Source organism: Dyadobacter linearis, from assembly GCF_907165045.1.
GTDB classification, from domain to species: Bacteria; Bacteroidota; Bacteroidia; order Cytophagales; family Spirosomataceae; genus Dyadobacter; species Dyadobacter linearis.
This window is the reverse complement of record NZ_CAJRAU010000001.1, coordinates 1,222,578-1,248,169: the sequence shown is the minus strand read 5'-3', so window position 1 is coordinate 1,248,169 and position 25,592 is coordinate 1,222,578. Positions and strand designations below refer to the sequence as shown.

The following is a 25,592-nucleotide window of genomic DNA, read 5'->3' as shown; positions in this document are numbered from 1 at the left end:
AATGCCACGAATGCACGAATTAACACGAATGACTTCGTGCCTTATTCGCGGCCGCCGCTGCGGTGCATTCGTGGCAATAAAAACTAAGGATTCTGCTTCAAAACATTTGCTCCCATAATGTCAATCTGCGCTTGTGGGATTGGGAAGTATTCGTTTCTTCCTTTTACGAAAGTAGCCCCTTTCAGGTAGCTTCTTTTTACGCTTTCCTTCGCCAGATAAGCGTTTAGCACGCTATCAGCGACGCCCCAGCGAACGAGGTCGAAATGACGGTGACCCTCCATAGCAAGCTCCACGCGGCGCTCGAAACGAACTGCTTTTCTTGCATAATCCTGAGTAGCAAAAGCTGGATAAGGCTTCACAAGATAGTTGGCCGCAGGTTTTCCACTTGCATCCATCACTACCACATTTGCCGCGCGCATTCTTACCTGATTAACCAGTTTCAGAGCAGTAGCAAGGTCATTTTCTTCCACTGCTACTTCCGCACGCATTAAGAGTACATCCGCAAATCGGATCGCACGGTAGTTGTTTGCATTCGCACGAGGCGATTCAGCACCTGCATTTTCACCACTATAAGCGAAGAACTTCTTGAACGTATATGGACCGCCGAAAGCCTGGTCGCGGATCCAGTTTCTGCCTGGGTGTGTACCCCAGTTCAGGAACGGTAAGCCTCTGCGGCCCACAGTCCAGTCGAGTCTTGGATCAAGGGTTCCTTCGTAAGGAGTGAATGGATCCGACGAAGTAAGCCCTTCATCATTTTTCACATCTACATCATTGAAAGTATCCAGCAAAGGCAAACCCGCTGCATCTGTTTTAAATGCATTCACAAGGTTTTGAGAAGGCTGGAAAAACCCGCAGCAGCCGCCCGGCGCCGATCCGTAAGGAAAGTTGTAGTTATCTCCCCAGCTACCATTCTGGCCACTTCCGCCGTCACCCACCGACATTTGTACCTCAAAAATCGACTCGCTGTTGTTCTCAGTTGCAATGCGGAAATTGTCGTGAAAGCTGGTAACCAATGCAAAAGGTCCATTGGTAATGATATCATCCAAAAGTGGTTTCGCAGCCAGGTAATCCCGCTGGTACATGTGCACTTTGGCCAATGCAGCTTTCGCAGTCCATTTGCTGGCGCGACCTGCCTGTGCTTTCGTTGCTGAAACATTATCCACCGCAAACTCAAAATCTTCCTCGATTTTTGGCCAGATATCCTGGTCATTTGGAAGATTGATGTAGTCAGTTACTGTTTCATCCACATAAGGAACCATGTTCCAGAGCTTTTTGGCTTCAAAATGGTACCAGCCACGCAGGAAACGCGCTTCGCCCAATGCCTGCGTTTTTTCTGCGTCGGTCATGTCGGTAGCCAGGCCGATCAGCTTGATCGTGTTATTGGCGCGGGAAACGCCGTCGTAAACCGCGATCCATTTATCATTGTAAGCGCCAATATCCGCCTGTGGAATGTAACGCTCGATCGTCGTGATCTGCGCCTGGTCACCCACATCGGAACCTTTGTAAGCGTCGTCGGAAGCAATGGAACCGTAGATCCAGTTACTTACCGAAGAAGTATTGACCGGGCCGGCGCCGACACCGTCGAGCAAACTGTATGCTCCGATCAGTACCGCATTTACGCCCGCTTTATTTGAAAGTGATTGTTCATTCCCAACACCAAGTGGTGTGGTTTCCAGAAACTCTTTGCCGCAGGAAGTCAGCATTCCCACGCAGACCATTGCAGTTAATATGCTCTTTTTCATATCTATTAGCTTATTATTCACAGATAAAAAGTTTTGTCCCTGTTGTTAAAACCCGAAGTTGATACCGATCTGGTACATTTTGGAATTAGGATAATTTCCCTGATCCACACCCAGCACTGTGCTTCCCGGCGTTGAACCCACAGAAGTAACCTCAGGATCGATACCGCTGTATTTGGTGATCGTGAAAAGGTTTTGAGCCTGTACGTAAACGCGCGCAGTTTCAAACCCGATTTTTGACAAAACAGTACTTGGTAAAGTATACCCAAGCGTCAGGTTTTTCATGCGGAAATAAGAACCGTCCTCAATGAAGTAGCTCGAAGGTTGCTGGCTGCGGCTATCGTTTGCGTCCAGAATAGGAAGTACTGCATCCGGATTTTCAGGAGTCCATGAATCATTCAGCATGCGCAAGCTTCTGTTACCAGCCTGGTTATTAAAGTCAACCCAGCGTTTCACCATATTGATGATATCGTTTCCTTTTACACCCTGGAAGAAAGCCGAAAGGTCGAAATTCTTATAACCTACATTCAGGTTGATACCGTAAGTGAAGTCAGGGTGGGGGTTACCCAGGAACTTGCGGTCGTTGTCGGTAATGGTACCATCGCCGTCGGTATCGTGGTATTTGTATTTACCCACAGCTGCGTAGCCAGGATATTTTGGTCCCTTGTCCACTTCACCTTGATTTTGGTAAATACCATCAATTTGTAAACCGTAGAATGAATAAAGCGGCATTCCAGCAACTGAGCGGGTCCAGGTATAGCTGCGGATCGCAGGTCCGAGAAGTACTGCCGAGGAGCTGTTGTTCAGCTTCCTAACTTCATTTTTATAGGTTGAAAAATTAACTCCTACCGAGTAAGTAAGGTCGCCGTCGAGTGCTTTGTTGTTGAAATCCAAAGCCAGGTCAATTCCTTTGTTGTTCATTTCGCCCACGTTTACAAACGGGATCGTAGCTACACCCTGGGTTGCCGGAAGTGCCACCTGATAAAGCATATCCGAAGTAGTACGGTTATACAAATCAAGGTTTAAGTTGAACATCCCTTTCAGGAAAGTCGCGTCCAAACCGACGTTCGTTTGCGTTGTAGTTTCCCATTTCGCATCAGGGTTACCGAATGCTTCTGTGTCAAAACCTGGCTCAACTGCATTGTTGCCGCCACCGATTGCGTAAGAAGACAAGCCTAAGTTGGAACGGTAAGTGCTGAAACCATTGTAGTTACCAATTTCCTGGTTACCGGTTTGTCCCCAGCCACCTCTCAGTTTCAGATCATCCAGCCAGGTAAGTGGTTTCAGGAAATCTTCTTCCGATAACCTCCAACCCACACTGAATGCTGGAAATGTTCCGTAACGGTTGTTTTGACCAAAACGCGAAGAACCATCGCGGCGGACAGTCGCTTCCAGAAGGTAACGGTCTTTGAATGAGTAATTTACTTTTCCGAAAAGAGAGAAAAGTGCCCATTCGTAACCGCCGCCTGCATTGTTGATACCTGCTGTACCTGAGCTCAGGAACATATACTGCGGATCTTCGGAGAAGAATGTAGTCCGGGTCGCATTGAAATTTCGTCCGGTGCCTTTAATCGCCTCCGTTCCAAGCAAAACGTTGATCTTATGATCAGCGCCGATGTTTTTGTTGTAGTTCAATGTATTTGACCACGTCCAATTAAGATCGTACGCATTTTCGTTCGTCAATGCATTTGCAGCTTCGATTTCAGCTTCTTCGAGGTCAAGCAGGGTGTAACCTACGCGATTGAATGCAGTCAAATCAATACCGATGCTTGACTTAGCAGTCAGATCTTTGAGGATATCGATCTCCATGTAAGCATTACCGAATGCGCGGAAGTTGTTGGTCTGGTTGTTTTTAGTACGTGCCAGCTGCGCAACCGGGTTGGTAGCAGGTCCAAGACCAGCGGCTCTCGTCGCAGCAAAATTGCCCATGATATCATAAACCGGAATGATAGACGGAATGCGATATCCATTTCCAACGGGGTTACCATCCTGGTTATTCAGCGTACTTGCAGTGCCGTTGTTGGCATAATAACCTTTGTTTTCCGTGTAGCTCACTTCGAGGTTTTCACCCAAGCGAATTCGTTTTTTAAACGTAAATTCTGTGTTGGAGCGCAGCGAATAACGATTGAAAGAAGTATGGATCAATACCCCGTCCTGCTTGAAATAGTTTAATGCGATCGCGTAGCGGCCGGTTTCAGTACCACCTGTTGCGCCAATGTTATATTCCTGGATCGCAGCCGGCCGGAGTATTTCCTTATGCCAGTCGGTACCTTCTTTATTAGCCTCTACAATTTGATAAAAACCTGCGCGGTTGTAGTTATACAGCGCCGGATCTACTTTTGGATCGCCCGCAGAAAGCCCGTAGCTTGATCCAGCAAGGATATAATCAGGAACCACTGCGCTTGGCCCGTTACCATATTGCTGGTGCGACGGGTTTCCATTCGTCAATACACCTGCGTTCCGGCGCTGCGTCCATAACAGGTCGCCGAATTGCTGCGGATCCTTGATCAGGTCCAGATCGACTTTGCCCGTTTGCAAACCTGCGCGAGAGTTAAATGTAAACCTCGCTGCACCCGCTTTTCCTTTTTTAGTAGTGATGATAATAACCCCATTGGCAGCTCTTGAACCGTAAATGGAAGCGGAGGAGGCATCTTTCAAAACCTGCATCGACTCAATATTGTTCGGGTTAATGCTGTTGAGGCCGCCTTTGGTAGGAACACCGTCGATCACGTACAGAGGATCGTTGTTGTTGATCGTACCAAAACCGCGGATGCGGACCGTGGCTTCACCGCCGGGCGTGTTGTTGGAAGTAACGGTTACCCCGGCCACACGTCCCTGTAACTGCTGGGCTACGTTAGGAGCCGCAACTTTGGTCAGCTCAGTCGCGTCCACTGTCGAAACGGCGCCGGTAATATCTCTTTTGGATTGAGATGAATAACCGGTTACGACTACTTCGCTCAATGCTTTTACATCCGATTGCAGTACAATGTCAATCTGCGACTTGTTCGCAATGTTCACTTCCTGGGTCAGATAGCCGATCGAAGAAACGACCAGCGTTGTACTACCGTCCGGGATCAAAAGTGTAAAGGCGCCGTCGACGTCGGTGGTGGTACCTACTGAGGAGCTTCCTTTCAATAAAACCGTCGCGCCGGGAATGGTGGCGCCGGCTGCGTCTGCTACTTTTCCCTTGATCGTAATGTCTGCATATTGCCCGCGGACCGATGCTATGGTTCTGTTAATTGCTGCTTCGGCTGCGAATGCTCCATTCAGCGAAATGCCTGTCAGCGGGAGAATAGTTAATACTTGTATGAGCCTGATTCTCAAATTTTTAGGAAGGCGGCTCCGCCGGTAAAAGGTTTTTTTCATACTTTTGTTCGTTTTGTTAGTTCATAAAAATTGGCAAACAAAATCCCACGCTCCTTTCGGGGCAGCAATTCGGTCACAATCTGGTTGGGGATTAATTCGGGTGGGTGATGTGGCGACATCATTCACCTTTTTTATTGAATAGGCTGGTGGTTTATGGTGAATAGAAAATCATTGCGTCGGCTCTGGACACTTGCTGAATCAAATATAGGTGATGTGTTAGCTTGATGAAATAGTGTTTCGCAGATCCTTAGAATATCAAAATAAAATTGTTTTATTTTCCTAAATGCGATATAAACGAACTTTGCAGAAGTGAATACTAAAACCTAAAATTGACATGTCACTGATGGTAAAATAATATGTCCGCGTTGTTTAAAGGATATTACCAAACCGATTTAACTATGCGTTTGAAAAGAACAGGTGTAATGTGTTTACTTTTTAGTCTGTGTTTCCTGGCTGGGCATGCACAGCAAACAGCAGATTATCAGGAGCGGATCAAGATGATCAATGCGAATATCAACAAGGTATTTTATAATGAAAAAACAGGCTTGTACATTGAAACGAACGGAAAGAATGAAAAGCCACATTCATATCTCTGGCCGCTCTGTGCATTAATGCAAGCCGAAAATGAAGCGGAGGCGACTCTTTCTGAAAAGGAGTTATTGAAACCGGTTTTGAATGCAATAGCGAAATACAAAAACAACAATCCGCCCGCGTCGGGTTATCAGGCTTATGTAACCAAAGAGCAAAAGGATTCCCGGTTTTATGACGATAATCAATGGATCGCAATAGCGGCGCTCGATGCTTACGAACGGACCAAAAATCCATCCTATTTTAAGCTGGCCGAAGAGATTTACACGTTTATGATGACGGGCTATGATCAAAAATCCGGCGGCGGGCTGTATTGGAAAGAAGATGAGAAAAATACCAAGAATACCTGCTCAAACGGGCCTGGGATCCTGGTGGCGCTGCAATTGTACAAGATCAACAAAAAGCCGGAATACCTGAATACAGCACTGGATCTTTACGCCTGGACAAACAAACATCTGCGCGCGCCAGACGGTACTTACTGGGACGCGATCAAGATCCCGGATATGAAAATTGATTCAGCCAAATACACTTATAATACAGGTACTATGCTGCAATCTAATGTGTTACTATATGAAATTACCAAAGAAGACAAGTATCTGAAAGAGGCGAACCAAATTGCCGGCGCCGCGCGTGATTTCTTTTATGTAGATAATAAACTGCCTGGAAATTACTGGTTTAATGTGGTGCTCCTGCGGGGATATGAGGCGCTTTACAAGGTAAATAAGGACAAAAGCATTTTTAGCTTTTTCGTCGATGATGCGGAGAGGATCTGGAAAGAGGAACGGGATGAGAATAATCTGATGGGCAGGAAATCCGAAAAGACGCTGATCGACCAGGGCGCGATGGTGGAGATGTACGCGAGATTAGCGCGGCTGACCAAAGAGTAAGTGCAAAAAAAGGGTTGTCTTTCGGCAACCCTTTTTCAATTCTATTCCGAGTCTTTATACAACCCGAATTCGCTGATCGCAATGCTCACTGGCGATTTCGTGATCCTTAATCTGACCTTCTGTGTAGTGACCGGTGCTTCCAGTTTCACAATTCTTTTCGCCCCGACGCTGGTACCTTTGTGAATTTCCTTCCAGTTGTTATCCTGCCACGCATCGACTGCAAATTCTTCGATCCGCTGGCCGAGCTTGATGAACTCCTGAATGCTGATAATGTCAAATACAATCGGTTGGCTCAGGTCCATGATCACCTCAGGTGTTTTGAAATCATCGTCCGTCGCCCAATAGCTCTCCGGCTTTCCGTCGAGGATATTTTTAGCACTGTAAATAGAGTTGTACCCTCTTACATTGACAGCCTTGGAAGTAGCCTTGCCGACCAGGTTGGTGGCGAAAGTCTGGCTAACGTGGTCACCGAATGCTTTCAACGCAGCCACATCGTCGGCGTGCAATTGTCCACGGGTATCCGGCGCGAGTCCAAGATCCAGCGCCGCGCCGCGACCTACGCTTTTCAGGTAAAGATCAAATAGCTTTTCGGGCGTTTTCGGTTTTTCATTCGGGTGGTAAAACCAGCCTTTGCGCAGCGGAACATCGCATTCTGCCGGGATCCAGAACTTCCCATTTCGGGTACCGCCCGGGTTTTCAGTCGCATTTGCCTGGCCTGGTACAGCTACATTCTGACCTTCCGAAGGTTTTGGGGTTAATGTGGCCCAGGAGGTTTCATTTACACTTCCGTCCTCATTTCCAGCCCAGCGTACATCCCAGCCTATATCGCTGAAAATGTTGGCATTAGGTTGTAATTTGCGGGTAAGGTTTGTCCAGGTCGAGTCCCACTGGTAGTAAGTTGTATTGTCGATAGAGCGTTTTTCCTTCGCACCACCATAGTACCCGTCGCCTCCGTTGGCGCCGTCGTGCCACGACATGAAAAGTTCTCCGTAATTGGTATACAGTTCACGCAGTTGCTCGCGGTAAATCGCCAGGTATTCGGGCGTTCCGTATTTCGCATTATTACGGTCCCAGGGCGAGCAGTACACACCAAATTTTAGTCCGTGCTTGCGGGTTGCATCGGCAACTTCTTTCACCAGATCACCTTTTCCATCGCGGAACGGGCTTTTTGTGATGTTATATTCTGTAGTTTTGGTAGGCCAGAGCGCAAATCCGTCGTGGTGTTTGGCTACCAATACAATTCCTTTTAACCCGCCGGCTTTTGCTGCCAGTACGATCTGTTCTGCATTGAAATCGCTGGGATTAAATGACTTCGGATCCGCATCCCCGAAACCCCATTCCTTGTTTTCAAAAGTAGTAGGAGTGAAGTGGATCAGCCCGTAAACCTCGGTTTGGTGCCAAAGTACCTGCCTTGGAGCAGGAGTAGCGCCGTAAGGTTTTGGCGGAGTTTGGGCAAAAGATAGCGCGTGGGTTAAGAGGAGTAGCGCAGTTAAATGTCTGATCATTTTAAAGGGATTGCTATTATTTGCAGAAAGGAATATTAGTTAGTGCTTCTGGGGAGATCTGGCATTTTTCAACGGAGTAATAGCCAAAATACGTTTAGCTTTTTTAACTCTTAGCAAAGTAGAAATTTCCTCTAAGTCTGACTTACTTAGTGTTTTACTGACTACTTCGAGATCAGCTTTATCTAGTGTTTTGAAGTCTGGTTTCATTTGAAATATCGTTTAACAAGCATACTAGCTTCCAATGTATCAATAAACAACCTGTTTCTTGCCAGGACTTTTGCACCCATGGTCTGCTTGTAGTGATCAATCAGGCTGGTCTTTGATTCAAAAACGACAATTCCATCAAAACCGTGCTCAAAGCTTGACTTGCAGGCAAACGCTACGAGATTTCCTGCAACTCCCCGGTACAATTTTGAATGCCCTTTGTTAAAAGCAGCATTCTCCAGTAGGTGCATATAAACGTGGTCTTCGTTGAAACCAATGCTTATCAAACCATGGACCAGGTTAGGTTCGGCAACAGTTACAAGTTTATAAACTCTTCTCGCTGGATCCGATAATTCCAGTTTCCAATCAAATACCCAGTTTTTTTTGTTTAAACGCGCGTCCGACAACACGCGCACCAGCTGCGTTTGGAAAACCTGATTTGTAAGTGCGTGTTCAATTGAATTTGTTAGTTTGTCAATCTCAAAATCCAGCATTTGTAGTGTGTTGTTTAAGCAAAGATAAGATTTATCCAATGCGTCACAACAAGCGATGTACATAACTGATTTTGTCAGTTAATCACAAACAAATAAGCAGGCTGCACTCCAATTTCAGTTGCTGTTTTAGCAGGGATTTCGATTGAGCCACCTTTCATTTTTAGCACTTTCTTGTTTCCTGCTAATGTGATCTTCGCATTCGCTGGCATCGTCAATCCTTCCGGTTTCAGGCTGGTACCAAGCTTTTCGCCGGCTTCGGCCAAATAGAATGCGTAGGTCGTGTTACCTTTTTTAGTGTAAGCCCATTTTCCCTGCCGGTATGGTGCGAGCGGCTTGGTTTCGTAGATACCCACTCCATTTACATTCATCCATTTGCCCATTTCTTCCAACCTTGTGTAAGCCTCTTCGTGCCACTCTCCGTCGGGTCCCGGCGCTACATTTAATAGCAGGTTACCGCCTTTTGCTATAATATCGACCAGCGTATGCACCAGCTTTTGGGTTGATTTAAAATTCTCTTTCGGAATGTAAGACCATGAATCGCCCATTGTCATGCACGATTCCCAAGGTATCGACATATAATGGTCGGGGATAGATTGTTCCGGTGTTACGTAATTTTCAAATTCACCCGTAACCGTTCTGTCCACAACCAGCAAACCCGGCTGGTGCGACCGAGCCATTTTTGCAATGCGCGCCATATCGATATCCTGCTCGTAAGGAATGCTTTTCTGCCAGCTGATATTCGGATCGATGGTATTCAATGGACGAACCCAGCCACCGTCGAGCCAGAGAATGTCAACTGAACCGTAGTCTGACATTAACTCCTCGATTTGATTATAGGTGAAATCCTTGAACTTGTTCCAAAGCTCGGGACGTTTCTTAGGATCGTAGGAAGCATTCCGGTCTTTTGGCGGGAAATATTTCCACCAGTAAAATTCAGTATTCCAATCTGGTTTTGAAAAGTACGTACCCGTCATAAAACCCTGATTACGAAATGCAGACAGCACTTCTTTGGTCACATTGCTTTTCGGGTTTGTTTTAAATGGCGTATTCGTGATCTTATAATCAGTGTATTTGGAATCAAACATCGCAAAACCGTCGTGGTGCTTGGTCGTGAAAACCACATATTTCATTCCCGCATTCTTGGCCGCCTGGGCCCAGCGTTCCGGGTTAAATTTGACCGGATTAAATGTCTTGGCAATATCCTCGTAAGCTTTTTTGTATTCGTACCAATCGTGTGAATGCGGCCCTTTTCGTTCACACCAGCCTTCATCTTCGGGACAAAGTGACCACGATTCCACAATTCCCCACTGGCTATACGTGCCCCAATGCATTAAAAGACCGAATTTTACATCCTGCCATTTTGCGAGCTTTTGCTGCACCAGCGGGTCGGTCGGCGCTACGTATTTGGAATGGTCCTGCTCGGAATGCTGCTGTGCGAACGAAAAATTACCTGCTAGCAAAACTGCGAGCAGCAATGCTTTTGACTTTAAATTCATTTCAAGAAAAAGTAATGGATTACTAATATGTTAGGCTGTGAAAATTCCCTCGGATCAGGAGAAATGGCTTTTTGCATTAATTACCTTCGCTTTGCCAGACTTGTCTGTTACCGTGTAGTTGAAACCTTTTTGCAGCGAATAGGCGCCCACTTCTCCGTTTTTGGCGATCGCGATGAAACCTACCTGGAAACTTTTCGCTTTTTCAGGATTGATCTTTACAATGCGCTCGATGGTTTTCTTGCAGGCTTCGGTCGGTGAAGCACCGTTTCGCATTAACTCCACAATAGTATGTGTACCGCAAACGCGAATCACTTCTTCTCCCTGACCCGAGCCGGTGGCGGCGCCTACTTCATTATCAACATATAATCCCGAACCGATAATAGGGGAGTCACCGATGCGGCCGCGCATTTTGAAGCCCATTCCGCTGGTAGTACACATTCCCGACAGGTTACCCGAGGAATCCAATGCCAGCGTTCCCATGGTATCGTGGTTCACCGAACCGTCGTCAAAGTGGCTCGGCGCAAATGGTCCGTGTCCTTTTGGTTTAGATTGCTGATGTTCAATATTGATAATTGGCTTGTATTCAGCCTTTTTCAGCCATTCTTTGTAAGCTTTTTCAGCGTCAGGCGACAACTCACCCGATTCCAGCTTCATCCCGCTCGCTACTGCAAACTGCTGCGCACCTTCTCCCGCCATAAATACGTGCGGCGTGTTTTCCATCAGCTTTCTCGCCAATGTAGCCGGGTGTTTGACGCGCTCGACAAATGCTACGGAGCCGCAGTTGAACTTATCGTCCATAATGCAGGCATCCAATGTCACCCGCCCGTCGCGGTCTGGATTTCCGCCTAATCCCACGCAACAGTTGATTTCATTTTCCATTGCGATAGCCGCCTGTTCCACTGCATCCAATGCTTTTCCGCCTTTTTCCAGGATCGGCCACGCACCTCCGTTCGCGATCTGGCCGCTGTCCCAGGTCGAAATTACCAGCGGCATATTGGCTGCTGGCGCTTTCGCAAACAGTTCGTTCATTTTGGTAAAGGGTAATGCAAAAGCCGATAGGCGGAGAAAGGATCTGCGATTGGATTTCATAGGTTCACGTGTCAGGAATAGTTTCTAATATTTTTAAAAATACCTTCCAATTAAATTAAAATTTTTCAAATATACTTCCCGTGAATGTCATGACAAATGAAAATACGAAATTTCATCCTCGATTTGATACCTTATAATTAATCCCGGGCAGGCGATTTTGTTTGTACCGGGATTTCCCGGAAATTTGAACTTACCAACTACGATCATTACCCTTTACGATATTAATAAATAATAAGCGCTGTTTCTCCATGACTCCTCAGAAAGCCAGTGTCGACGTTGCGATAAATGCTTACGGAAAGCCTTATCAGACTGCAATTACTTTGCTTACTCTCATGAAAACTTCAGGGGAATGGATCAATAAGATCTATTTCGTTGAAGAGGCCAAACAACCGGAACCTTCTAATTTTCAGTTCATTTTCAAACATTTCGGTGATAAAATAATCTACTATAAACCCAGTTTCTGGCTTTGGACGAAAAATCTCAAATTCGATTTTTTGCTCAAATTCAAATGGTTCAGGCGCGCGATCCGGTACCAGTATGCATGGGAGAAATCTAACCGGAAATACCTGCTGGTTATTCATAATGACGTTTATTTCAAAGATGATCTTGTCAAGGAATATCTCGAAGGTATTGGCCCGGCTTCGGGTATCGGGAGGATTGGACAGTGCTGGGTATGTCCGGCATACGCTGCCAAGCTCTGTCACTCGGAAATGTATACGCAATACAAACCCGGTTACGAGGAACTGATGAAAATTTCGGCTGAATATCCGCAGGCACGTACCTCAACGTATACAGAAGTCGTGGATCCGAAGGCACCCTGGCCGCTTCCCGAATGCAGGCTGAATGAATATGTGGCGATGATTGATCTGGAAAAAACCAGGAAAGACACGTTACCTGCCGGAAAAGGTTCCGCGTTTGGAAGTTACGACAGGCTTGATGTGGGTGTCAAATGGTTTGCAGATATGAATAACCTGGGCCATTCATTTGTGCATTTTGATTACGATCCCTACGCAACCCACAGTTGGATCAGTTTGAAAAATGCGGGTCACAATGCGCTTTTTGACAAAGATCTTTACAAATATGAAGAGTCGGTAGCCTTGCAGCAGCTCATCGATGAGTTCGGCTATGATCCCAAGACCAAGTCATTTCAATCCCAACTGTAAATGGTTCTGGAAATCCGTGAACTTCACCAGCGATACGCTGATCTGGAAATTCTTGTAATCCCACATTTTCATATTCATCACGGGATTTACTGGATTCAAGGCGAAAATGGCGCGGGTAAGTCGACGCTTTTCAGGACGTTATCGGGTATGCTGCCTTTCACAGGCTTGGTACTGATCGATGGTCAGTTTGATCTGAAAAAGCATCCGGTCGAATACAGGTTATTATTAAATCTGGGTGAAGCGGAACCTCTGTATCCTTCTTTTTTAACGCCTGAGGATCTGATCAGATTTGTCGCCGAAGCCAAACGAGCGCCTAAAGGACAGGCGGAAGAGCTGATTTCCCAACTTGGAATCAATTATTTGAAAAACACTTTCGGTAGCTGTTCCAGTGGAATGGTCAAGAAGGTTTCGCTTGCTGTCGCTTTTCTGGGTAATCCAAAGATCATTATCCTAGACGAGCCGCTAATTACTATTGATAAACAGGCGCGGGAAGCATTGTTCGGTATAATCAGGACTTATCATGCTGCCGGCGTTACATTTCTGCTTTCGTCGCACCAGCCTTTTCAGCAGGAGGGTCTGGAAATCACGCAAAGCTTTGCATTGCGCGATAAAACGCTGGTTCCGCTTTTTCTTTCATGAAAATGCTCCTCAGTTCCACTGTCTACGAATTTTTCAGGCGGCGGGCCGGCATGTTCCTGATTTTGCTGGGTATCCTGTTTGGTTTCCTGGGAGGCGCTGAGCACCGTGCATTCGCCCTGTTTTTTCTGACCGGCTCTTACGGAATGCTCTATTTGCTGTGTATCTGGTTGATTTATGCATTACTATGTGCGCAATTTTTATCACAACTCTGGAAACTGCCCGAATACACATTCATCTACGAAGCGCGCCTCTGGCCTTCATTAATTCGGATTAAAAGACTCTCCTTCATGGGTTTCGCTTTTTTGCAGCCTATTCTATATTATGGTATCTACCTGATTTCCATTGCAGTATCTGAAAAGGCCACCCGTAACGTTTGGCCCATATTCATTTACTACCTGCTGCTGAGCGCTTTGCTTGCGTACGTTGCGGAATGGCGGCTGCGAAATCCGGTGAATTATATAGTGAAATCCGGGGTAGGGGGCATTAAATGGCCTTTTCCCAGACCGGCTTTGTGGCTCTACTGGGCGTTTGAGTGGCTGTTCCGGGAGCGGGGTATTACATTATTGGTTGGAAAACTGGGACCGGTGTTAGTGGCTACGGGCACGATGCTGTACTATTCAACTGACATTTACGATCTCCGGCTGCCGGCTATCGGATTGTCGCTGGCTTATTTGCTCAATTTCGGGATCTCGCTGGAATTTTTTAAATGGGAAAGTGAAGTGTGCCTCTGGGGACGGTCTATGCCGGTGTCGCCCTTTCGAAGGTTTGTGCGCATCGTCGCTTTTCATGCCATTATTATCTTGCCGGAAACGCTCGCAGCAGTTCGCAATGCAGCTTTAAGTGTGGGTGAAATTATGCAGCTGTACTTACTGGGATTGACGATTTTAACCATAACACATCTGGTTTTTTACAAAAAAGAAGGTCTGCCCGAAGATCCGCTGAAAGTATTTCTCTTTGGATTCGTCGGGCTGACCTTATTGATTTTGTATAAAATTCCGCTACTACTTCTAATCGCTGGCGGAATGCTGTTTTCGGTTTGGATTTATCCGAAATGTTCTAGAATCTGACTACTTCGAAGGCATCGACGGTCTTACCTCAATTTTGCTCGGCAATGTTCTTGCAGGCAATTTGATCAGATCGGAAATGATTTGTCCGATATCTTCCGGCTGAATTTTCCACGCATCTTTTTCGGAAGGCTGGTGGTTATTGAACTCGCTCGCCACAGACCCCGGCATAATGGTAGTAACCCGGATTCCCGCTTTTCTGACATCCAGCATCATTGCCTGAGAGAAACCTACCAATCCAAATTTGCTTGCATTATAGGCAGCTCCGTTCTCGAAAAAGTTGGTACCTGCTAAACTCGCGATTGAAATAAAATATCCTTTTGTGCTCGTTAATGCGGCTAGCGAAGCTTTTGCGCTGAAAAACACGCCGGTCAGGTTGATATCGATTGTTTCCTGCCACTGCTCCGGGGTAAGTTCTTCAATAGGAGCAAAATGCCCGACACCTGCATTGGCAATGAAATAATCCAGCTGGCCCCATTGGTCGAGCACAGTTTGTACGGCTTTTTGCTGCGATTCATAGCTTCTTACATCCGATTCTATCCCGATCGCGAAACCTTCGCTGATCTTGTTCAACTCGGCGGCAGCCTGGTCTGCGTTTTCTTTTGAGCGGCTGGTTATGGCCACCCGGATTCCTTCTTTAATAAGTACCTGAGCGATCCCGAACCCTATTCCTTTTGAGCCGCCGGTGATCAGTGCGGTTTTTGATGATTCTGACATGGTTGAAGTTTGTATAGTTATTAATGTGAAAAGACAACAGCTATCCATTTGATTAGGTTTGAAAATAGTCGTTCCCAAGCGCCCTGGCGCCCGGCTTTCTCAGTAAAATAGCGGCGATTTTCACTTAGTAATATCTAAAACCCTATTTTTGCCAACCATTATTCTTTTTGACAGATTTATAAATCATCTATGAAAATAGTAGAAAACAAGGTTGCATTAGTGACCGGAGCTTCCCGAGGAATTGGTCGTGCCATTGCTTTGAGGTTGGCTCAGGAGGGAGCTGATGTTGCATTTACTTACCTATCCAGTGTTGAGAAAGGCGAAGCGCTGACCAAGGAGCTCGAAGCTTTTGGTGTAAAAGCAAAAGGTTACCGTTCCGACGCGTCTGATTTTCAGGCTGCTGACCAGCTCGTAACCGATGTAGTTGCCGATTTCGGAAAGCTCGATGTGCTGATCAACAATGCGGGTGTGACCAAAGACGGACTTTTGATGCGCATGAGCGAGGAGCAATGGGATACTGTGATCAGGATCAACCTTAAATCTGTATTTAATCTAACCAAAGCGGCTACTAAAAGTATGATCCGTGCCAAAAGCGGATCTATTATCAATATCACTTCTGTGGTTGGGATCAGCGGCAATGCGGGTCAATCCAACTATGCGGCTTCCAAGGCGGGTATTATCGGTTTTACCAAGTCTATCGCGCTTGAACTGGGCTCGCGGAATATCAGGTCCAATGCAGTTGCTCCGGGTTTTATTGAAACTGAAATGACGGGTGCAGTGGAGTCAAAAGCGGTGGAAGAATGGAAGCAATCTATCCCGATGAAGCGGGGCGGTCAGCCTGAAGAAGTGGCTGATGCATGCGTTTTTCTGGCCTCAGATCTGTCCAGGTACATTACCGGCCAGGTGATTCAGGTTGATGGTGGTATGTTAACATAGTGTCTTTTTGCGTTAGTAGAATAGCTGGCTGTTTCATTGTATATTGTAACATTGCCAGCTATTGACTCCGAGCACATGCGGTCCGAACTGATCTTTCAAACTCCTTACTGGTTTCTCATTTTCTGCGTTGCGGCGGGGCTTTTGTACGCGTTTCTGTTGTATCAGCCGACTGCTTCCTGGGGTAAAAAGTGGAATTATATTCTAGCTGCATTTCGCGGAATTACGGTTGCGATCATATGCTTTTTGCTGCTAAGTCCGCTTGTTCGGAAAACGGAGACTTCGGTGGATAAAGCCAAGATCGTTTTTGCGATCGACGATTCGGAGTCGGTTGGGAAATATGGTAAGGCAGTAATGAAGGAGGTGGCGAATGCTACCGAGCAGCTGAATGCATCTGGTTTTGAGGTTAGTATTGAAACATTAGGCAGCACTCCCGGGAGAGTTTCACCCGATTCTATTCTATTTAATAAAAACAAAACAGACCTGACCGGCATGCTCCAAAACATAAGGAGCAATTTTGAAGGTCGGAATCTGACGGACGTGGTCCTGGTTTCCGACGGTATTGTCAATCAGGGCGTTTCGCCGGCTTATAATAATTTTCCTTTCAAAGTAAGCCCGCTGGCAGTGGGCGACACGGTGCCCGATCTGGATATTCGCATTAAAGATGTGGTCAATAACAGGATCGCGTACCTCGGGAACGAATTCCCGATCCGGGCTGAAATTGCTGCGAACGGGCTCGCGGGTAAGGCAGCTACGGTGACGCTCAAACAAAACGGGCGGGTACTGGAAAGCCAGACTGTAGCGATAGACCGGGCAGATTTTTTCAAAGCGATTGACTTCAAAGCCACCTCTAATCAAAAAGGAGTACAGCATTTTACCCTCGAAATAGGGCAGGTATCCGGCGAAACGTCGAAGCGAAATAACCGCCGCGATGTTTACATAGATATTATTGACGGGAAACAGAAAATACTGCTTATGGCGCTGGCGCCGCATCCGGATATTAAAAGTTTAAGAAGTGTGATCGAGGCGAATGAGAATTACGAAGTGGATGTGAATATCCTCTCTATTTCGTCAAATCCTCCCGCAGCTACGAAACCTTATGATCTGGTAATTCTGCATCAGATCCCTAATGTACTTGGACTGGGTAACGCTCAGATCAAGAAGTTTATCGACGCGAAAACACCTTTATTTTTTATACTAGGCAACCAATCTGCCGTGCCGCTGGCGAATTCGCTCAATCGTTCTCTGATCATCAATACTTCAAACAATCAGCTAGATAAGGTTACCGCGCGATTTAATCCTGCATTCCAGCAGCTTAATTTTGATCAGGAGAGTTTGAAATTACTCGAAAGGCTGCCACCTCTTTCAGTTCCTTTTGGTGAATATAACCTGTCCTCGGGCACTGAAACCATTCTTTTTCAAAAGGTGGGGACACTGAATACCAGTAAACCTTTGCTTGTTTTGAATACCAGCAGCGACAACAAAATTGCTGTGTTAGCAGGAGAGGGATTGTGGCAATGGCGGCAGGAGGAATTTGCGCAAACGAATAAGCAAGAGGTAGTTGATAACCTTTTTCAGAAACTGATCCAGATACTTTCGCTGCGGGAAGACAAACGCAAATTCCGGGTTTACCCTACCAATAATGAATTTGAAGCGGGAGAGCAGGTTTCGTTTCAAACTGAAATTTACAACGACATTTACGAGCCGATTTACGGGCAGGAAGTGAAGCTAGATATTACGGACGAAAAGGGTAAGACCAGACAGTTTACCTACACGCATTCCAACGAATCGCCGAGGTTTAATATAACCGGTTTGCAGGAAGGGGTGTACCGATATGTGGCTTCTGCGTCGCTTAGGGCAGGTCAGGAGAAGTCTGCGGGACAATTTGTTGTTAAAAATGTGGATCTGGAATTGAATAATACAACTGCTGATTTTGGAATGCTGCGCGAGCTGGCCGGTCGCTCCGGTGGTGAAATGATCACGCCCACATCGCTGGCCTCTTATGTTGAAAAATTAAAAAGCGACCGCCCCGCTGATCGTCTGGACAGTTCAGAAGAAATGGTGGAGCTGATTTATATGAAATGGCTGTTTTTCTTGCTGATACTGCTGCTGGGCGCTGAATGGGGATTAAGAAAGTACCATGGCGGATATTAGAAAGTTGGTTTTTCTCGTCGTTCTTACTTGCTTTTTTCACCCCCTTTATTCGCAGGATACAGATTCGGTTTCAATTAGTATTTACGCCGATTCGACAGAAATCAAACGTCCCAATTACGCAATGCTGCGCGGGATTTTCGCGGCCCAATCTGCGTTGTACCTGGGTACGATCTACGGATTAAGCAAATCCTGGTACAAACATCCATTGACCAACTTCACAATCCAGGACGATTCCCGCGAGTGGCTTCAAATGGACAAAATGGGGCACGTTTACACATCGTTCCAGATCGCAAGACATACTGCCGCACTTTATAAGAAAACGGGGATATCCAAGAAGCAAATGCTCATCTACGGCGCAGTTTCAGGGATTATTTTTCAAACTCCTATTGAAATCCTCGACGGATTTTCACCAGATTACGGATTTTCACCCGGCGATATGATCGGGAATATCGCCGGGTCGGCACTGTACCTCGGGCAGGTTGCATTGTGGGACGAAGTACGCATCCATCCTAAATTTTCATTTCATGCAACTTCGCTGGCCCGGGTGCGGCCTGAGTTGCTTGGGAAAAGCTGGTCGGAGCGGTGGCTGAAAGATTATAATGGACAAACCTATTGGTTATCCGCGAGCCCGAAATCGTTTTTTCCGGGTAGTAGCTGGCCGGAGTGGCTTTGCTTTTCAGTAGGTTACGGGATACATAACATGGTTTCGGCCGAAGTAGGTCAGAGTAAGAAAATGGGCTACCGGCCTTACCGGCAATATTACTTGTCAGTCGATATTGACCTGACGAAGATCAAAACCAAGAATAAATTTGTTCGTACTATCGGCTTCCTGGCCAATTCTTTGAAGATACCTGCTCCGGCACTGCAATTCAGCAGAAACGGCGTGGGATTCAAACCTTTCTATTTTTGAAAGCCCGGAAGAACTGGTTTATAAATCATTTAAATATGAATATTGGAGATAAAGTAAGACTAGTACATGGGCGGGAAGAAGGCATTATTTATGCTTTTTTACCGGGAAATGTAGTTGAAATTGAAATTGAAGATGGTTTCAGGATTCCTGTGCTGCGCAACGAAGTAGTTACTATTTCGCCCGTCGAGTCGCAAAGGATGCAAAAGGGGCCGGATACAGGAAAGGTTACAGCCAAGTCAGACGTGATCGTTCCGCGCAATGCACCATTTGCCGAGAAAGGTATTTACCTCGCATTTGTATCAATTAATGATAAATCACTGACGGTACATATTATTAACAATACCGACTGGATCCTGCCTTTCACGGCTTCGTCCATTCAAAATCAGGTGCAAACCGGGCTGGGCGCGGGTACTTTGCAGCCTCGACAGTCGCAGAAACTCGCTGAGGTTTTGATGAAGGATTTTGAAGAGTGGCCTGTTTTTGAGCTGAATGTTTTGTATTTCAGGGAAGGAAAGCATTTGTTTCCTCAATCTTTAACCAAAAAAATAAAGTGCCGCGCCCAATCTTTTTACAAAAGCAAGAGAAAAGCGCCTGTACTGGAAAAGGAAGCATTTATTTATCAGCTCGACGAAGAAAATCTGAAAAAAGAACCGGTACTTCCAGACACAGAACTTTCGGCTGCATTGAAAGAGAGTATGCTGAGAGGAGCAGGCGCAGAACCTTTGAAGCTGGAAAAACCGAATGAGGTGGTTGATCTGCATATTGAAAAACTGGTGATCGATACCGCCGGGATTTCTAATGAAAATATTGTAAAAACTCAGCTTAGCGCATTTGAAGCTAATCTTGAAAATGCGATTGCAAATGGAATGGAGGAAATTACATTCATTCACGGAGCGGGTAGCGGGGCGCTAAAAAATGAATTGCACCGGCGGCTGAGCAAGAACAAGCATGTGGCTTATTTTAAAGATGCGTTAAAAGACAAATTCGGATACGGTGCGACCCTCGTCAAAATCAAGTAACCTGCTGGCCAGGATATTATATGTTTTTTGTCTGGCAGCCATTGTCTGTAGCCAGTGGCAGTGCCGACCTAAAAGTACCTCCCCTCAAGCACCTATGGAAGAATATATGTATTCGGATAAGGCAATTCAGAATGAGAAGCATTTGTCGGTGATGAATGTGCCGATCGAATTATCGGTGAAGGAAATTGAGAATCAGATCAATGCGAAAATCAAGGGGCTGATTTATGAGGACAACAGTTACGAAGACGAGGATAATGATAACCTGAAAGCGAAGGTTTGGAAGATCAGCCCGATCCGTGTAGTGGCGATTGATTCTTCTTTTCTTTTTGAAGTCCCATTAAAGATCTGGGTTAGCGCGGGCTACAAAATCAGTCCGCTTGGTATTACGATGTCGGGTTATAAAGATACCGAGTTCTCAATCCGTATTCGACTGATTTCCAAAATCGGGATTTCTCCAAACTGGCAGGTTAAATCGGAAACTTACGTAGATAGTTATGATTGGATCTCCGACCCGAGCGTGAAGGTGGCAGGGCTGAATATTCCTATTAAAAGTATGGCGAGCCGGATGCTGAATAAAAATTTTGACAAGATCACGGAAGCGATTGACCAGGAAGTAGCCAATAATCTTGAACTGAAAAAGAATGCTGAACTGGCCTGGAACATTGTGCGGCAGCCGGTTATGCTTGCTGAAGAATATGATACCTGGCTCGTAGTAGTTCCAACCAGCGTGGTAATGACGCCGCTACTGGCAAAAAACGGTGTGATTCGGGCGGTACTTGGTATTAAAGGGTATACCCAAACAATCACCTCCGCTAGCAAACCAACCGTAACTGCGGTTCAAAAACTGCCTGACTTACAGATAACCCCAAAAGTAACGGACGATTTTAAGGTAGGGTTGATTAGTCTGGTTTCCTATGAGGATGCGGGCCGGCTCGCTACTGCGAAAATGGCCGGGGAGACTTTTTCATTTCTAGGTGGACAATATAAAGTCAATGTTACTTCTGTTGAATTGTATGGTCAGAATGACAAGCTGGTGATCAAAGCGGGGCTTGCCGGTAGCATTTCGGGTTATATTTATCTAAAAGGCATACCTTATTATGATCCGTTGACCCAGCAGTTGTCTTTAAAAGGTCTTGATTATGACCTCGAAACCAGAAATACGATTGTACGTACGGCGGGCTGGTTATTGCAGGGGCAGTTCAGCAGGATGATGGAGAAGAAAATGACTTTTCCGGTAGGCGACCAAATCACCGAAGCGAAAAAGACAATTCAGAAAGCGCTTGGTAACTACAAGGTTACAGACGGAGTCACACTAAAAGGAACGCTTTCGGACATTCAGCCGGACAAAGTTTATCTTACTCCAAAACATTTATATTCAGTCGTTTTTGCACACGGAAAAGTGAATTTGAAGGTCGACGGAATGAAGGGAATCTGACAGAAAACCAATGGAATAATGCGTATCTGTACCATAAATTTTTACTTTTTATAGTATATTGACTGCTAATCAAAAGAAAGTATTTGTTAGCTTTGTGGTCAGAGGAAAGGAGTGAGCTGTCCTACCGCTGCGGTAATTTTATCGAAGAGGAAAGTCCGGGCAGCATAGAGTACCGTACTTCCTAACGGGAAGGCAACAGATTGGAAACGGCCTGTTGACAGCCAGTGCCACAGAAATGATACCGCCTTGGCATGTTTTTTATATACCGAGGTAAGGGTGAAACGGTGGAGTAAGAGCCCACCGCCCGGCTGGTGACAGACGGGGCAGGGTAAACCTTACGGGCTGAAAGATCAAATAGGTGTTGGTTAGTGAGGCTACTCGCTTCCGTTTTTCGAAACGCTGACACGGGTAGATCGTTAGAGATTCAGGGTGACCTGAATTTTGGATAAATGGTAGGAGTCTTTTGGGTGTTTAGATGCTCAAAAGGAACAGAATCCGGCTTATAGGCTTACCCTTTTTTCTTGTTTTTGAGTTTATTTTACAGTGCAATATTGAATCACATAACGCGTGTTTCCCATGAAGAAAAAGAATCTTTACTTTGTTTTCCTTTGTTTGTCCCTGCTGAGTTTTGATACGTTCGCTCAAAATCGAACGTATGATGGACCCAATAAAATGAATACCTGGTCCATTACCGGATATGGAGGGATTACCAAATTCTTCGGAGATTTATCGCAATACAGTGGCTTCAAGCGCGGGGATAGAGAAGAACTCACCGGTGGCTGGGGCCTTTCGATTAATAAGCAGTTATCGCCTATTTTCGGTGTGCAGATTGTAGGATACAACGGACGTCTGCAGGGAGCGAAAGACAATCACCTGAGCTCTATTACAAATCATACTTATAGTGCTACATTCAACAGCCCGTCATTTGTTCAGGTAACATTGGATGGTACAATGAATGTAAGTCGTCTTCTGTTAGGTTATAACAAGCTGAGAAGATGGAAGTTTGACGCTCATTTGGGTGCAGGTATCATCTATTATCACACGGATGTAGATTATACTAATATTACAACTGGTGTTTCAAGTAGCTTCTCAACCAATACCGAGAACAGTTCTAAAACAGCAGGTAAATGGGAGCGTAATGGTTCTGTGTACACTCGTGAATGGGTTGTTCCAGCTGGTTTTACTTTGCATTATGAGCTGACTCCTAGATTTGATCTTGGCCTTGATTACACGCATAACTTTGTAAATACCGAAAAACTAGATGCTACTGTCGGTGGTTTGAGTGACTACGTGAAACAAGATGGTATCTGGACGTTTGCAAAAGGAGATTCAAGAAACGATGCTTACGGAATGCTTTCTCTTGCATTAACTTATAAACTGGGTAAAAATGCAGTAAGAGCAAAAGGCGGTAAATACGATGCAGCCAGCGGACGTTATCACCTACGCTGGGCAAATCCTCAGCAATTGATACCTGTTCCATACAACCCAACTATGGAAGATGCAGATTCAATCGCAAAAGCGAACATGCCTAAGCCGGTTGATCCGCGTCTTTACACAGATACTGATGGTGACGGTGTGGCAGATTTGTTCGACAAAGAACCTAATACTCCTGCTGGTAGCATTGTTTCAGGTGGTGGTGTTGCATTGGATATCGATAAGATCATCAGAGACGCTATCAAAAACAACCTGCCGAAAGACGAGTGCGAAGCATTGTTCAGTAACATCGAATTTGACACTGACAAAGCAATTATCCGCAATCCTTCGAAAGAAACATTGAGCAAAGTAGTTGAGCTGTTGAACATGCGTACTAACTGCCGTATCGTACTTGTAGGTCATACAGATGCACGTGCTTCTGATAGCTATAACGTTTCACTTTCACGTCGCAGGGTTGATGCAGCGAAAAGATTCCTGGTTCGTGCAGGTCTGACAGATCCAAGCCGTATCATCGCTGAATACTACGGTGAATATCGCCCGATCGCAGAGAATACAACAGTGGAAGGCTTGCAGTCTAACCGTCGTGTTGAAATCAAAATATTGCCAAACAACTCGATCCGCTCTACATATCCTGCTGGTTTCCGCAGGTAGTCCGGAGGGAAAAAAATACAAAGGGAAGACAGCAATGTCTTCCCTTTTTTTATGCCTCCATATTAAAAATGGAGATAATTTCTTACATTTGCACCCTGTTTAATCAAGGGACGAGTTCCCGCTATAACAAATTCAAAATGGCAGTTAAAATTAGGTTAGCGCGTCGTGGACGCAAAAAGAAAGCGATCTACGATATCGTAGTAGCAGATGCCAGAGCACCACGTGATGGTCGCTTCATCGAAAAATTGGGTATCTACAACCCAGGTACAAATCCTGCTTCCATCGTTTTGGAATCGGACAAAGCGGTTGACTGGCTTTTGAAAGGAGCTCAGCCAACTGACACAGCACGTTCAATTTTGCAACACGAAGGTGTTTTGTTACGTAAACACTTGCAAGTTGGTGTGTTGAAAGGTGCAATCACACAAGAAGTTGCAGATACACGTTTCGAAGAGTGGAAGGGATCTAAAACAGACCGTAAAGCTACCGCGGCTGATTCAATGTCTCAGAAACAAAATGCTGAAAAGCAGGCGAAACTGGATGCAGAACGTAAAGTGAGCCAAACTCGTGCAGAAGCGATTGCTAAGAAAAATGCGCCTCCTGTTGAGCCGGTTAGTGAAGTTGAAGAGGTTGAAGAAGTACAGGACGAAGTTGCAGGAGAAGTTTCTGACGCAACTGAAACTGCACCGGAAGTTGAAACTGCAACGGAAGCTGAAACAGCACCCGAAGCTGCAACCGAAACCGAAGCACCTGCTGCTACAACTCCGGAAAAATCTGCGGAATAATTATTGCTTCAATGCTTTTGATGGGTCTGTCGGTAATTCCGTGCAGACTCATACTTTTTTATATTCATCCTTATTTCTTTATTATCCATGACACAGGATAATTGTTTTTTACTGGGATATATCGTCAGGACCCACGGCACGGCGGGTAACGTAGTCATTTTTCTGGATGTGGATTATCCCGATGATTATGATGGACTGGAATCTGTTTATGTTGAAATAAAAGGAGAGCTGGTTCCGTACTTTATCCAAGACATCAACCTTCAAAAGCAAAGCAATGCTATTGTTTCTTTTGAAGATGTGGATACAATGGCGAAGGCTCAGGCTTTGGTAGGAAGTTCGCTCTATCTGCCGCTGGAAAACCTGGAACCACTTGGAGAGGAAGATTTCTATTACCACGAGATCAAAGGGTATACAGTCGTGGATCAGACTATCGGTGAACTTGGTATTATCCGCGAAGTATATTCGCTGAACGGACAAGATTTGATCGCGATGGATTATCAAGGTACTGAAATACTGATTCCGACAGCAGTTGAAATCGTTTTAAAGGCGGACAAACTGAACAAGCAATTGCTGGTTAACCTGCCCGAAGGCTTGCTGGATGTATATCTGGACAAGGATTCAGCAGCTAATACACCTGACGATGCGGATTGATATATTAACTTGTGTCCCCAACCTGCTTGAAAGCTTTTTTGCGCATTCTATCCTAAAAAGAGCGCAACAAGGTGGTTTTGTGGAAGTGAATGTGCACGATATTCGGGACTACTCTACGAACAAACACCGTACGATTGACGATTATGCTTTCGGGGGCGGTGCGGGAATGGTTATGCAGATCGAGCCCATCGCGCGATGCATTCAGGCGCTGCAAGCTGAAAGAAACTATGACGAGATCATCTATCTGACTCCGGACGGGGAACTCTTGCAGCAACGTGCGGTAAACCAGCTTTCATTAAAAGGTAATCTGATCTTGCTTTGCGGGCATTATAAAGGCGTAGACCAGCGTGTGAGAGACCTTTTTGTTACCAAAGAGATTAGTATCGGGGATTATGTGCTTTCTGGCGGCGAACTGGCCGCGGCCGTGCTCGCTGACGCTATTATCAGACTATTACCTGGCGTGTTGAATGATGAAACTTCTGCGCTCACAGATTCTTTTCAAGATAATTTACTCGCACCGCCTGTTTACACCCGGCCCGCAGATTACGAGGGCAGCAAAGTGCCTGACATTCTCATGTCAGGACATGAAGCCAAAATTGAAGAATGGCGTTACGAGCAGGCTGTTGAGAGAACCAGAGAGCGGCGGCCCGATCTGCTTAAATAGGATTTTTC

At 45.8% G+C, this 25,592-nt stretch carries 21 protein-coding genes and 1 other RNA gene; 14 read left to right on the top strand and 8 right to left on the bottom strand.

The window, feature by feature from the left end:
* Window positions 1-83 precede the first annotated feature (83 nt).
* On the bottom strand, window positions 84-1,742 hold the full coding sequence (locus KOD92_RS05140) for a RagB/SusD family nutrient uptake outer membrane protein (protein ID WP_215232418.1): 1,659 nt from the start codon (window positions 1,740-1,742) through the stop codon (window positions 84-86).
* Between the two features lie 45 nt (window positions 1,743-1,787).
* On the bottom strand, window positions 1,788-5,105 hold the full coding sequence (locus KOD92_RS05135; protein WP_215232417.1) for a SusC/RagA family TonB-linked outer membrane protein: 3,318 nt from the start codon (window positions 5,103-5,105) through the stop codon (window positions 1,788-1,790).
* Between the two features lie 398 nt (window positions 5,106-5,503).
* Here KOD92_RS05135 and KOD92_RS05130 point away from each other — a divergent pair, with 398 nt between their 5' ends.
* Window positions 5,504-6,580: a glycoside hydrolase family 76 protein gene (locus tag KOD92_RS05130; protein ID WP_215232416.1), complete on the top strand. Its 1,077-nt coding sequence runs from the start codon at window positions 5,504-5,506 to the stop codon at window positions 6,578-6,580.
* A gap of 41 nt (window positions 6,581-6,621) precedes the next feature.
* Here KOD92_RS05130 and KOD92_RS05125 read toward each other — a convergent pair whose 3' ends face one another.
* The 5 genes from KOD92_RS05125 to KOD92_RS05105 all read right to left on the bottom strand — a co-directional run bounded on the left by KOD92_RS05125 (window position 6,622) and on the right by KOD92_RS05105 (window position 11,368).
* Window positions 6,622-8,085 carry an alpha-L-fucosidase gene (locus tag KOD92_RS05125; protein ID WP_215232415.1) on the bottom strand — a complete coding sequence of 488 codons (1,464 nt, stop codon included), beginning with the start codon at window positions 8,083-8,085 and terminating at the stop codon, window positions 6,622-6,624.
* A 39-nt stretch (window positions 8,086-8,124) separates the two neighbouring features.
* Window positions 8,125-8,292, bottom strand: coding sequence for a hypothetical protein (locus KOD92_RS05120; protein WP_215232414.1), 168 nt, complete (start codon window positions 8,290-8,292; stop codon window positions 8,125-8,127).
* Window positions 8,289-8,783, bottom strand: a complete 495-nt coding sequence (locus KOD92_RS05115) for a hypothetical protein (RefSeq protein ID WP_215232413.1) — start codon at window positions 8,781-8,783, stop codon at window positions 8,289-8,291. The genes KOD92_RS05120 and KOD92_RS05115 overlap by 4 nt, the downstream gene beginning before the upstream one ends.
* 74 nt (window positions 8,784-8,857) lie before the next feature.
* A complete protein-coding gene (locus KOD92_RS05110) occupies window positions 8,858-10,279 on the bottom strand; it encodes an alpha-L-fucosidase (RefSeq protein WP_215232412.1) in 1,422 nt (473 codons plus the stop codon).
* A gap of 54 nt (window positions 10,280-10,333) precedes the next feature.
* On the bottom strand, window positions 10,334-11,368 hold the full coding sequence (locus KOD92_RS05105; RefSeq protein ID WP_215232411.1) for an isoaspartyl peptidase/L-asparaginase family protein: 1,035 nt from the start codon (window positions 11,366-11,368) through the stop codon (window positions 10,334-10,336).
* Between the two features lie 248 nt (window positions 11,369-11,616).
* Between KOD92_RS05105 and KOD92_RS05100 the strand changes: the two genes are divergently transcribed.
* From KOD92_RS05100 to KOD92_RS05090, 3 genes are read left to right on the top strand one after another with little or no spacing between them, the layout of a single operon-like run.
* Entirely contained in the window at window positions 11,617-12,531 is a 915-nt protein-coding gene (locus KOD92_RS05100) for a hypothetical protein (RefSeq protein WP_215232410.1), read from the top strand.
* Window positions 12,532-13,170 (top strand): ABC transporter ATP-binding protein, encoded by a 639-nt coding sequence (locus tag KOD92_RS05095; protein WP_215232409.1) that lies wholly within the window; start codon window positions 12,532-12,534, stop codon window positions 13,168-13,170.
* Entirely contained in the window at window positions 13,167-14,237 is a 1,071-nt protein-coding gene (locus tag KOD92_RS05090) for a hypothetical protein (RefSeq protein WP_215232408.1), read from the top strand. The genes KOD92_RS05095 and KOD92_RS05090 overlap by 4 nt, the downstream gene beginning before the upstream one ends.
* Here KOD92_RS05090 and KOD92_RS05085 read toward each other — a convergent pair whose 3' ends face one another.
* A complete protein-coding gene (locus tag KOD92_RS05085; RefSeq protein WP_215232407.1) occupies window positions 14,238-14,951 on the bottom strand; it encodes an SDR family oxidoreductase in 714 nt (237 codons plus the stop codon).
* 189 nt (window positions 14,952-15,140) lie between these two features.
* On the opposite strand from KOD92_RS05085, the gene fabG reads away from it, so the two are divergent.
* The 10 genes from fabG (at window position 15,141) to trmD (ending at window position 25,584) form a co-directional block, all read left to right on the top strand.
* Window positions 15,141-15,887, top strand: coding sequence for a 3-oxoacyl-[acyl-carrier-protein] reductase (gene fabG / locus KOD92_RS05080; protein WP_215232406.1), 747 nt, complete (start codon window positions 15,141-15,143; stop codon window positions 15,885-15,887).
* A gap of 75 nt (window positions 15,888-15,962) precedes the next feature.
* A complete protein-coding gene (locus KOD92_RS05075; RefSeq protein WP_215232405.1) occupies window positions 15,963-18,038 on the top strand; it encodes a VWA domain-containing protein in 2,076 nt (691 codons plus the stop codon).
* Window positions 18,025-18,948, top strand: coding sequence for a DUF2279 domain-containing protein (locus tag KOD92_RS05070; protein WP_215232404.1), 924 nt, complete (start codon window positions 18,025-18,027; stop codon window positions 18,946-18,948). The genes KOD92_RS05075 and KOD92_RS05070 overlap by 14 nt, the downstream gene beginning before the upstream one ends.
* 35 nt (window positions 18,949-18,983) lie before the next feature.
* Window positions 18,984-19,967: a Smr/MutS family protein gene (locus tag KOD92_RS05065; protein WP_215232403.1), complete on the top strand. Its 984-nt coding sequence runs from the start codon at window positions 18,984-18,986 to the stop codon at window positions 19,965-19,967.
* Window positions 19,968-20,061: 94 nt separating this feature from the next.
* Window positions 20,062-21,402 (top strand): DUF4403 family protein, encoded by a 1,341-nt coding sequence (locus KOD92_RS05060; RefSeq protein ID WP_215232402.1) that lies wholly within the window; start codon window positions 20,062-20,064, stop codon window positions 21,400-21,402.
* Window positions 21,403-21,510: 108 nt separating this feature from the next.
* An RNA gene (rnpB, locus tag KOD92_RS05055) (RNase P RNA component class A) lies at window positions 21,511-21,921 on the top strand.
* 153 nt (window positions 21,922-22,074) lie between these two features.
* Window positions 22,075-23,487, top strand: a complete 1,413-nt coding sequence (locus KOD92_RS05050) for an OmpA family protein (protein WP_229254528.1) — start codon at window positions 22,075-22,077, stop codon at window positions 23,485-23,487.
* A 68-nt stretch (window positions 23,488-23,555) separates the two neighbouring features.
* Window positions 23,556-24,269, top strand: a complete 714-nt coding sequence (locus KOD92_RS05045; RefSeq protein WP_406566155.1) for a 30S ribosomal protein S16 — start codon at window positions 23,556-23,558, stop codon at window positions 24,267-24,269.
* 87 nt (window positions 24,270-24,356) lie between these two features.
* Window positions 24,357-24,920, top strand: coding sequence for a ribosome maturation factor RimM (rimM, locus tag KOD92_RS05040; RefSeq protein WP_215232401.1), 564 nt, complete (start codon window positions 24,357-24,359; stop codon window positions 24,918-24,920).
* Window positions 24,910-25,584: a tRNA (guanosine(37)-N1)-methyltransferase TrmD gene (trmD, locus tag KOD92_RS05035; protein ID WP_215232400.1), complete on the top strand. Its 675-nt coding sequence runs from the start codon at window positions 24,910-24,912 to the stop codon at window positions 25,582-25,584. The genes rimM and trmD overlap by 11 nt, the downstream gene beginning before the upstream one ends.
* The last annotated feature ends 8 nt before the right edge of the window (window positions 25,585-25,592 follow it).

What these genes read in the sequence shown, in the direction of transcription:
- KOD92_RS05140 (WP_215232418.1), bottom strand. Translation starts at nt 1,742, where the DNA reads ATGAAAAAGAGCATATTAACTGCAATGGTCTGCGTGGGAATGCTGACT.
- KOD92_RS05135 (WP_215232417.1), bottom strand. Translation starts at nt 5,105, where the DNA reads ATGAAAAAAACCTTTTACCGGCGGAGCCGCCTTCCTAAAAATTTGAGA.
- KOD92_RS05130 (WP_215232416.1), top strand. Translation starts at nt 5,504, where the DNA reads ATGCGTTTGAAAAGAACAGGTGTAATGTGTTTACTTTTTAGTCTGTGT.
- KOD92_RS05125 (WP_215232415.1), bottom strand. Translation starts at nt 8,085, where the DNA reads ATGATCAGACATTTAACTGCGCTACTCCTCTTAACCCACGCGCTATCT.
- KOD92_RS05120 (WP_215232414.1), bottom strand. Translation starts at nt 8,292, where the DNA reads ATGAAACCAGACTTCAAAACACTAGATAAAGCTGATCTCGAAGTAGTC.
- KOD92_RS05115 (WP_215232413.1), bottom strand. Translation starts at nt 8,783, where the DNA reads ATGCTGGATTTTGAGATTGACAAACTAACAAATTCAATTGAACACGCA.
- KOD92_RS05110 (WP_215232412.1), bottom strand. Translation starts at nt 10,279, where the DNA reads ATGAATTTAAAGTCAAAAGCATTGCTGCTCGCAGTTTTGCTAGCAGGT.
- KOD92_RS05105 (WP_215232411.1), bottom strand. Translation starts at nt 11,368, where the DNA reads ATGAAATCCAATCGCAGATCCTTTCTCCGCCTATCGGCTTTTGCATTA.
- KOD92_RS05100 (WP_215232410.1), top strand. Translation starts at nt 11,617, where the DNA reads ATGACTCCTCAGAAAGCCAGTGTCGACGTTGCGATAAATGCTTACGGA.
- KOD92_RS05095 (WP_215232409.1), top strand. Translation starts at nt 12,532, where the DNA reads ATGGTTCTGGAAATCCGTGAACTTCACCAGCGATACGCTGATCTGGAA.
- KOD92_RS05090 (WP_215232408.1), top strand. Translation starts at nt 13,167, where the DNA reads ATGAAAATGCTCCTCAGTTCCACTGTCTACGAATTTTTCAGGCGGCGG.
- KOD92_RS05085 (WP_215232407.1), bottom strand. Translation starts at nt 14,951, where the DNA reads ATGTCAGAATCATCAAAAACCGCACTGATCACCGGCGGCTCAAAAGGA.
- fabG (WP_215232406.1), top strand. Translation starts at nt 15,141, where the DNA reads ATGAAAATAGTAGAAAACAAGGTTGCATTAGTGACCGGAGCTTCCCGA.
- KOD92_RS05075 (WP_215232405.1), top strand. Translation starts at nt 15,963, where the DNA reads ATGCGGTCCGAACTGATCTTTCAAACTCCTTACTGGTTTCTCATTTTC.
- KOD92_RS05070 (WP_215232404.1), top strand. Translation starts at nt 18,025, where the DNA reads ATGGCGGATATTAGAAAGTTGGTTTTTCTCGTCGTTCTTACTTGCTTT.
- KOD92_RS05065 (WP_215232403.1), top strand. Translation starts at nt 18,984, where the DNA reads ATGAATATTGGAGATAAAGTAAGACTAGTACATGGGCGGGAAGAAGGC.
- KOD92_RS05060 (WP_215232402.1), top strand. Translation starts at nt 20,062, where the DNA reads ATGGAAGAATATATGTATTCGGATAAGGCAATTCAGAATGAGAAGCAT.
- KOD92_RS05050 (WP_229254528.1), top strand. Translation starts at nt 22,075, where the DNA reads ATGAATACCTGGTCCATTACCGGATATGGAGGGATTACCAAATTCTTC.
- KOD92_RS05045 (WP_406566155.1), top strand. Translation starts at nt 23,556, where the DNA reads ATGGAGATAATTTCTTACATTTGCACCCTGTTTAATCAAGGGACGAGT.
- rimM (WP_215232401.1), top strand. Translation starts at nt 24,357, where the DNA reads ATGACACAGGATAATTGTTTTTTACTGGGATATATCGTCAGGACCCAC.
- trmD (WP_215232400.1), top strand. Translation starts at nt 24,910, where the DNA reads ATGCGGATTGATATATTAACTTGTGTCCCCAACCTGCTTGAAAGCTTT.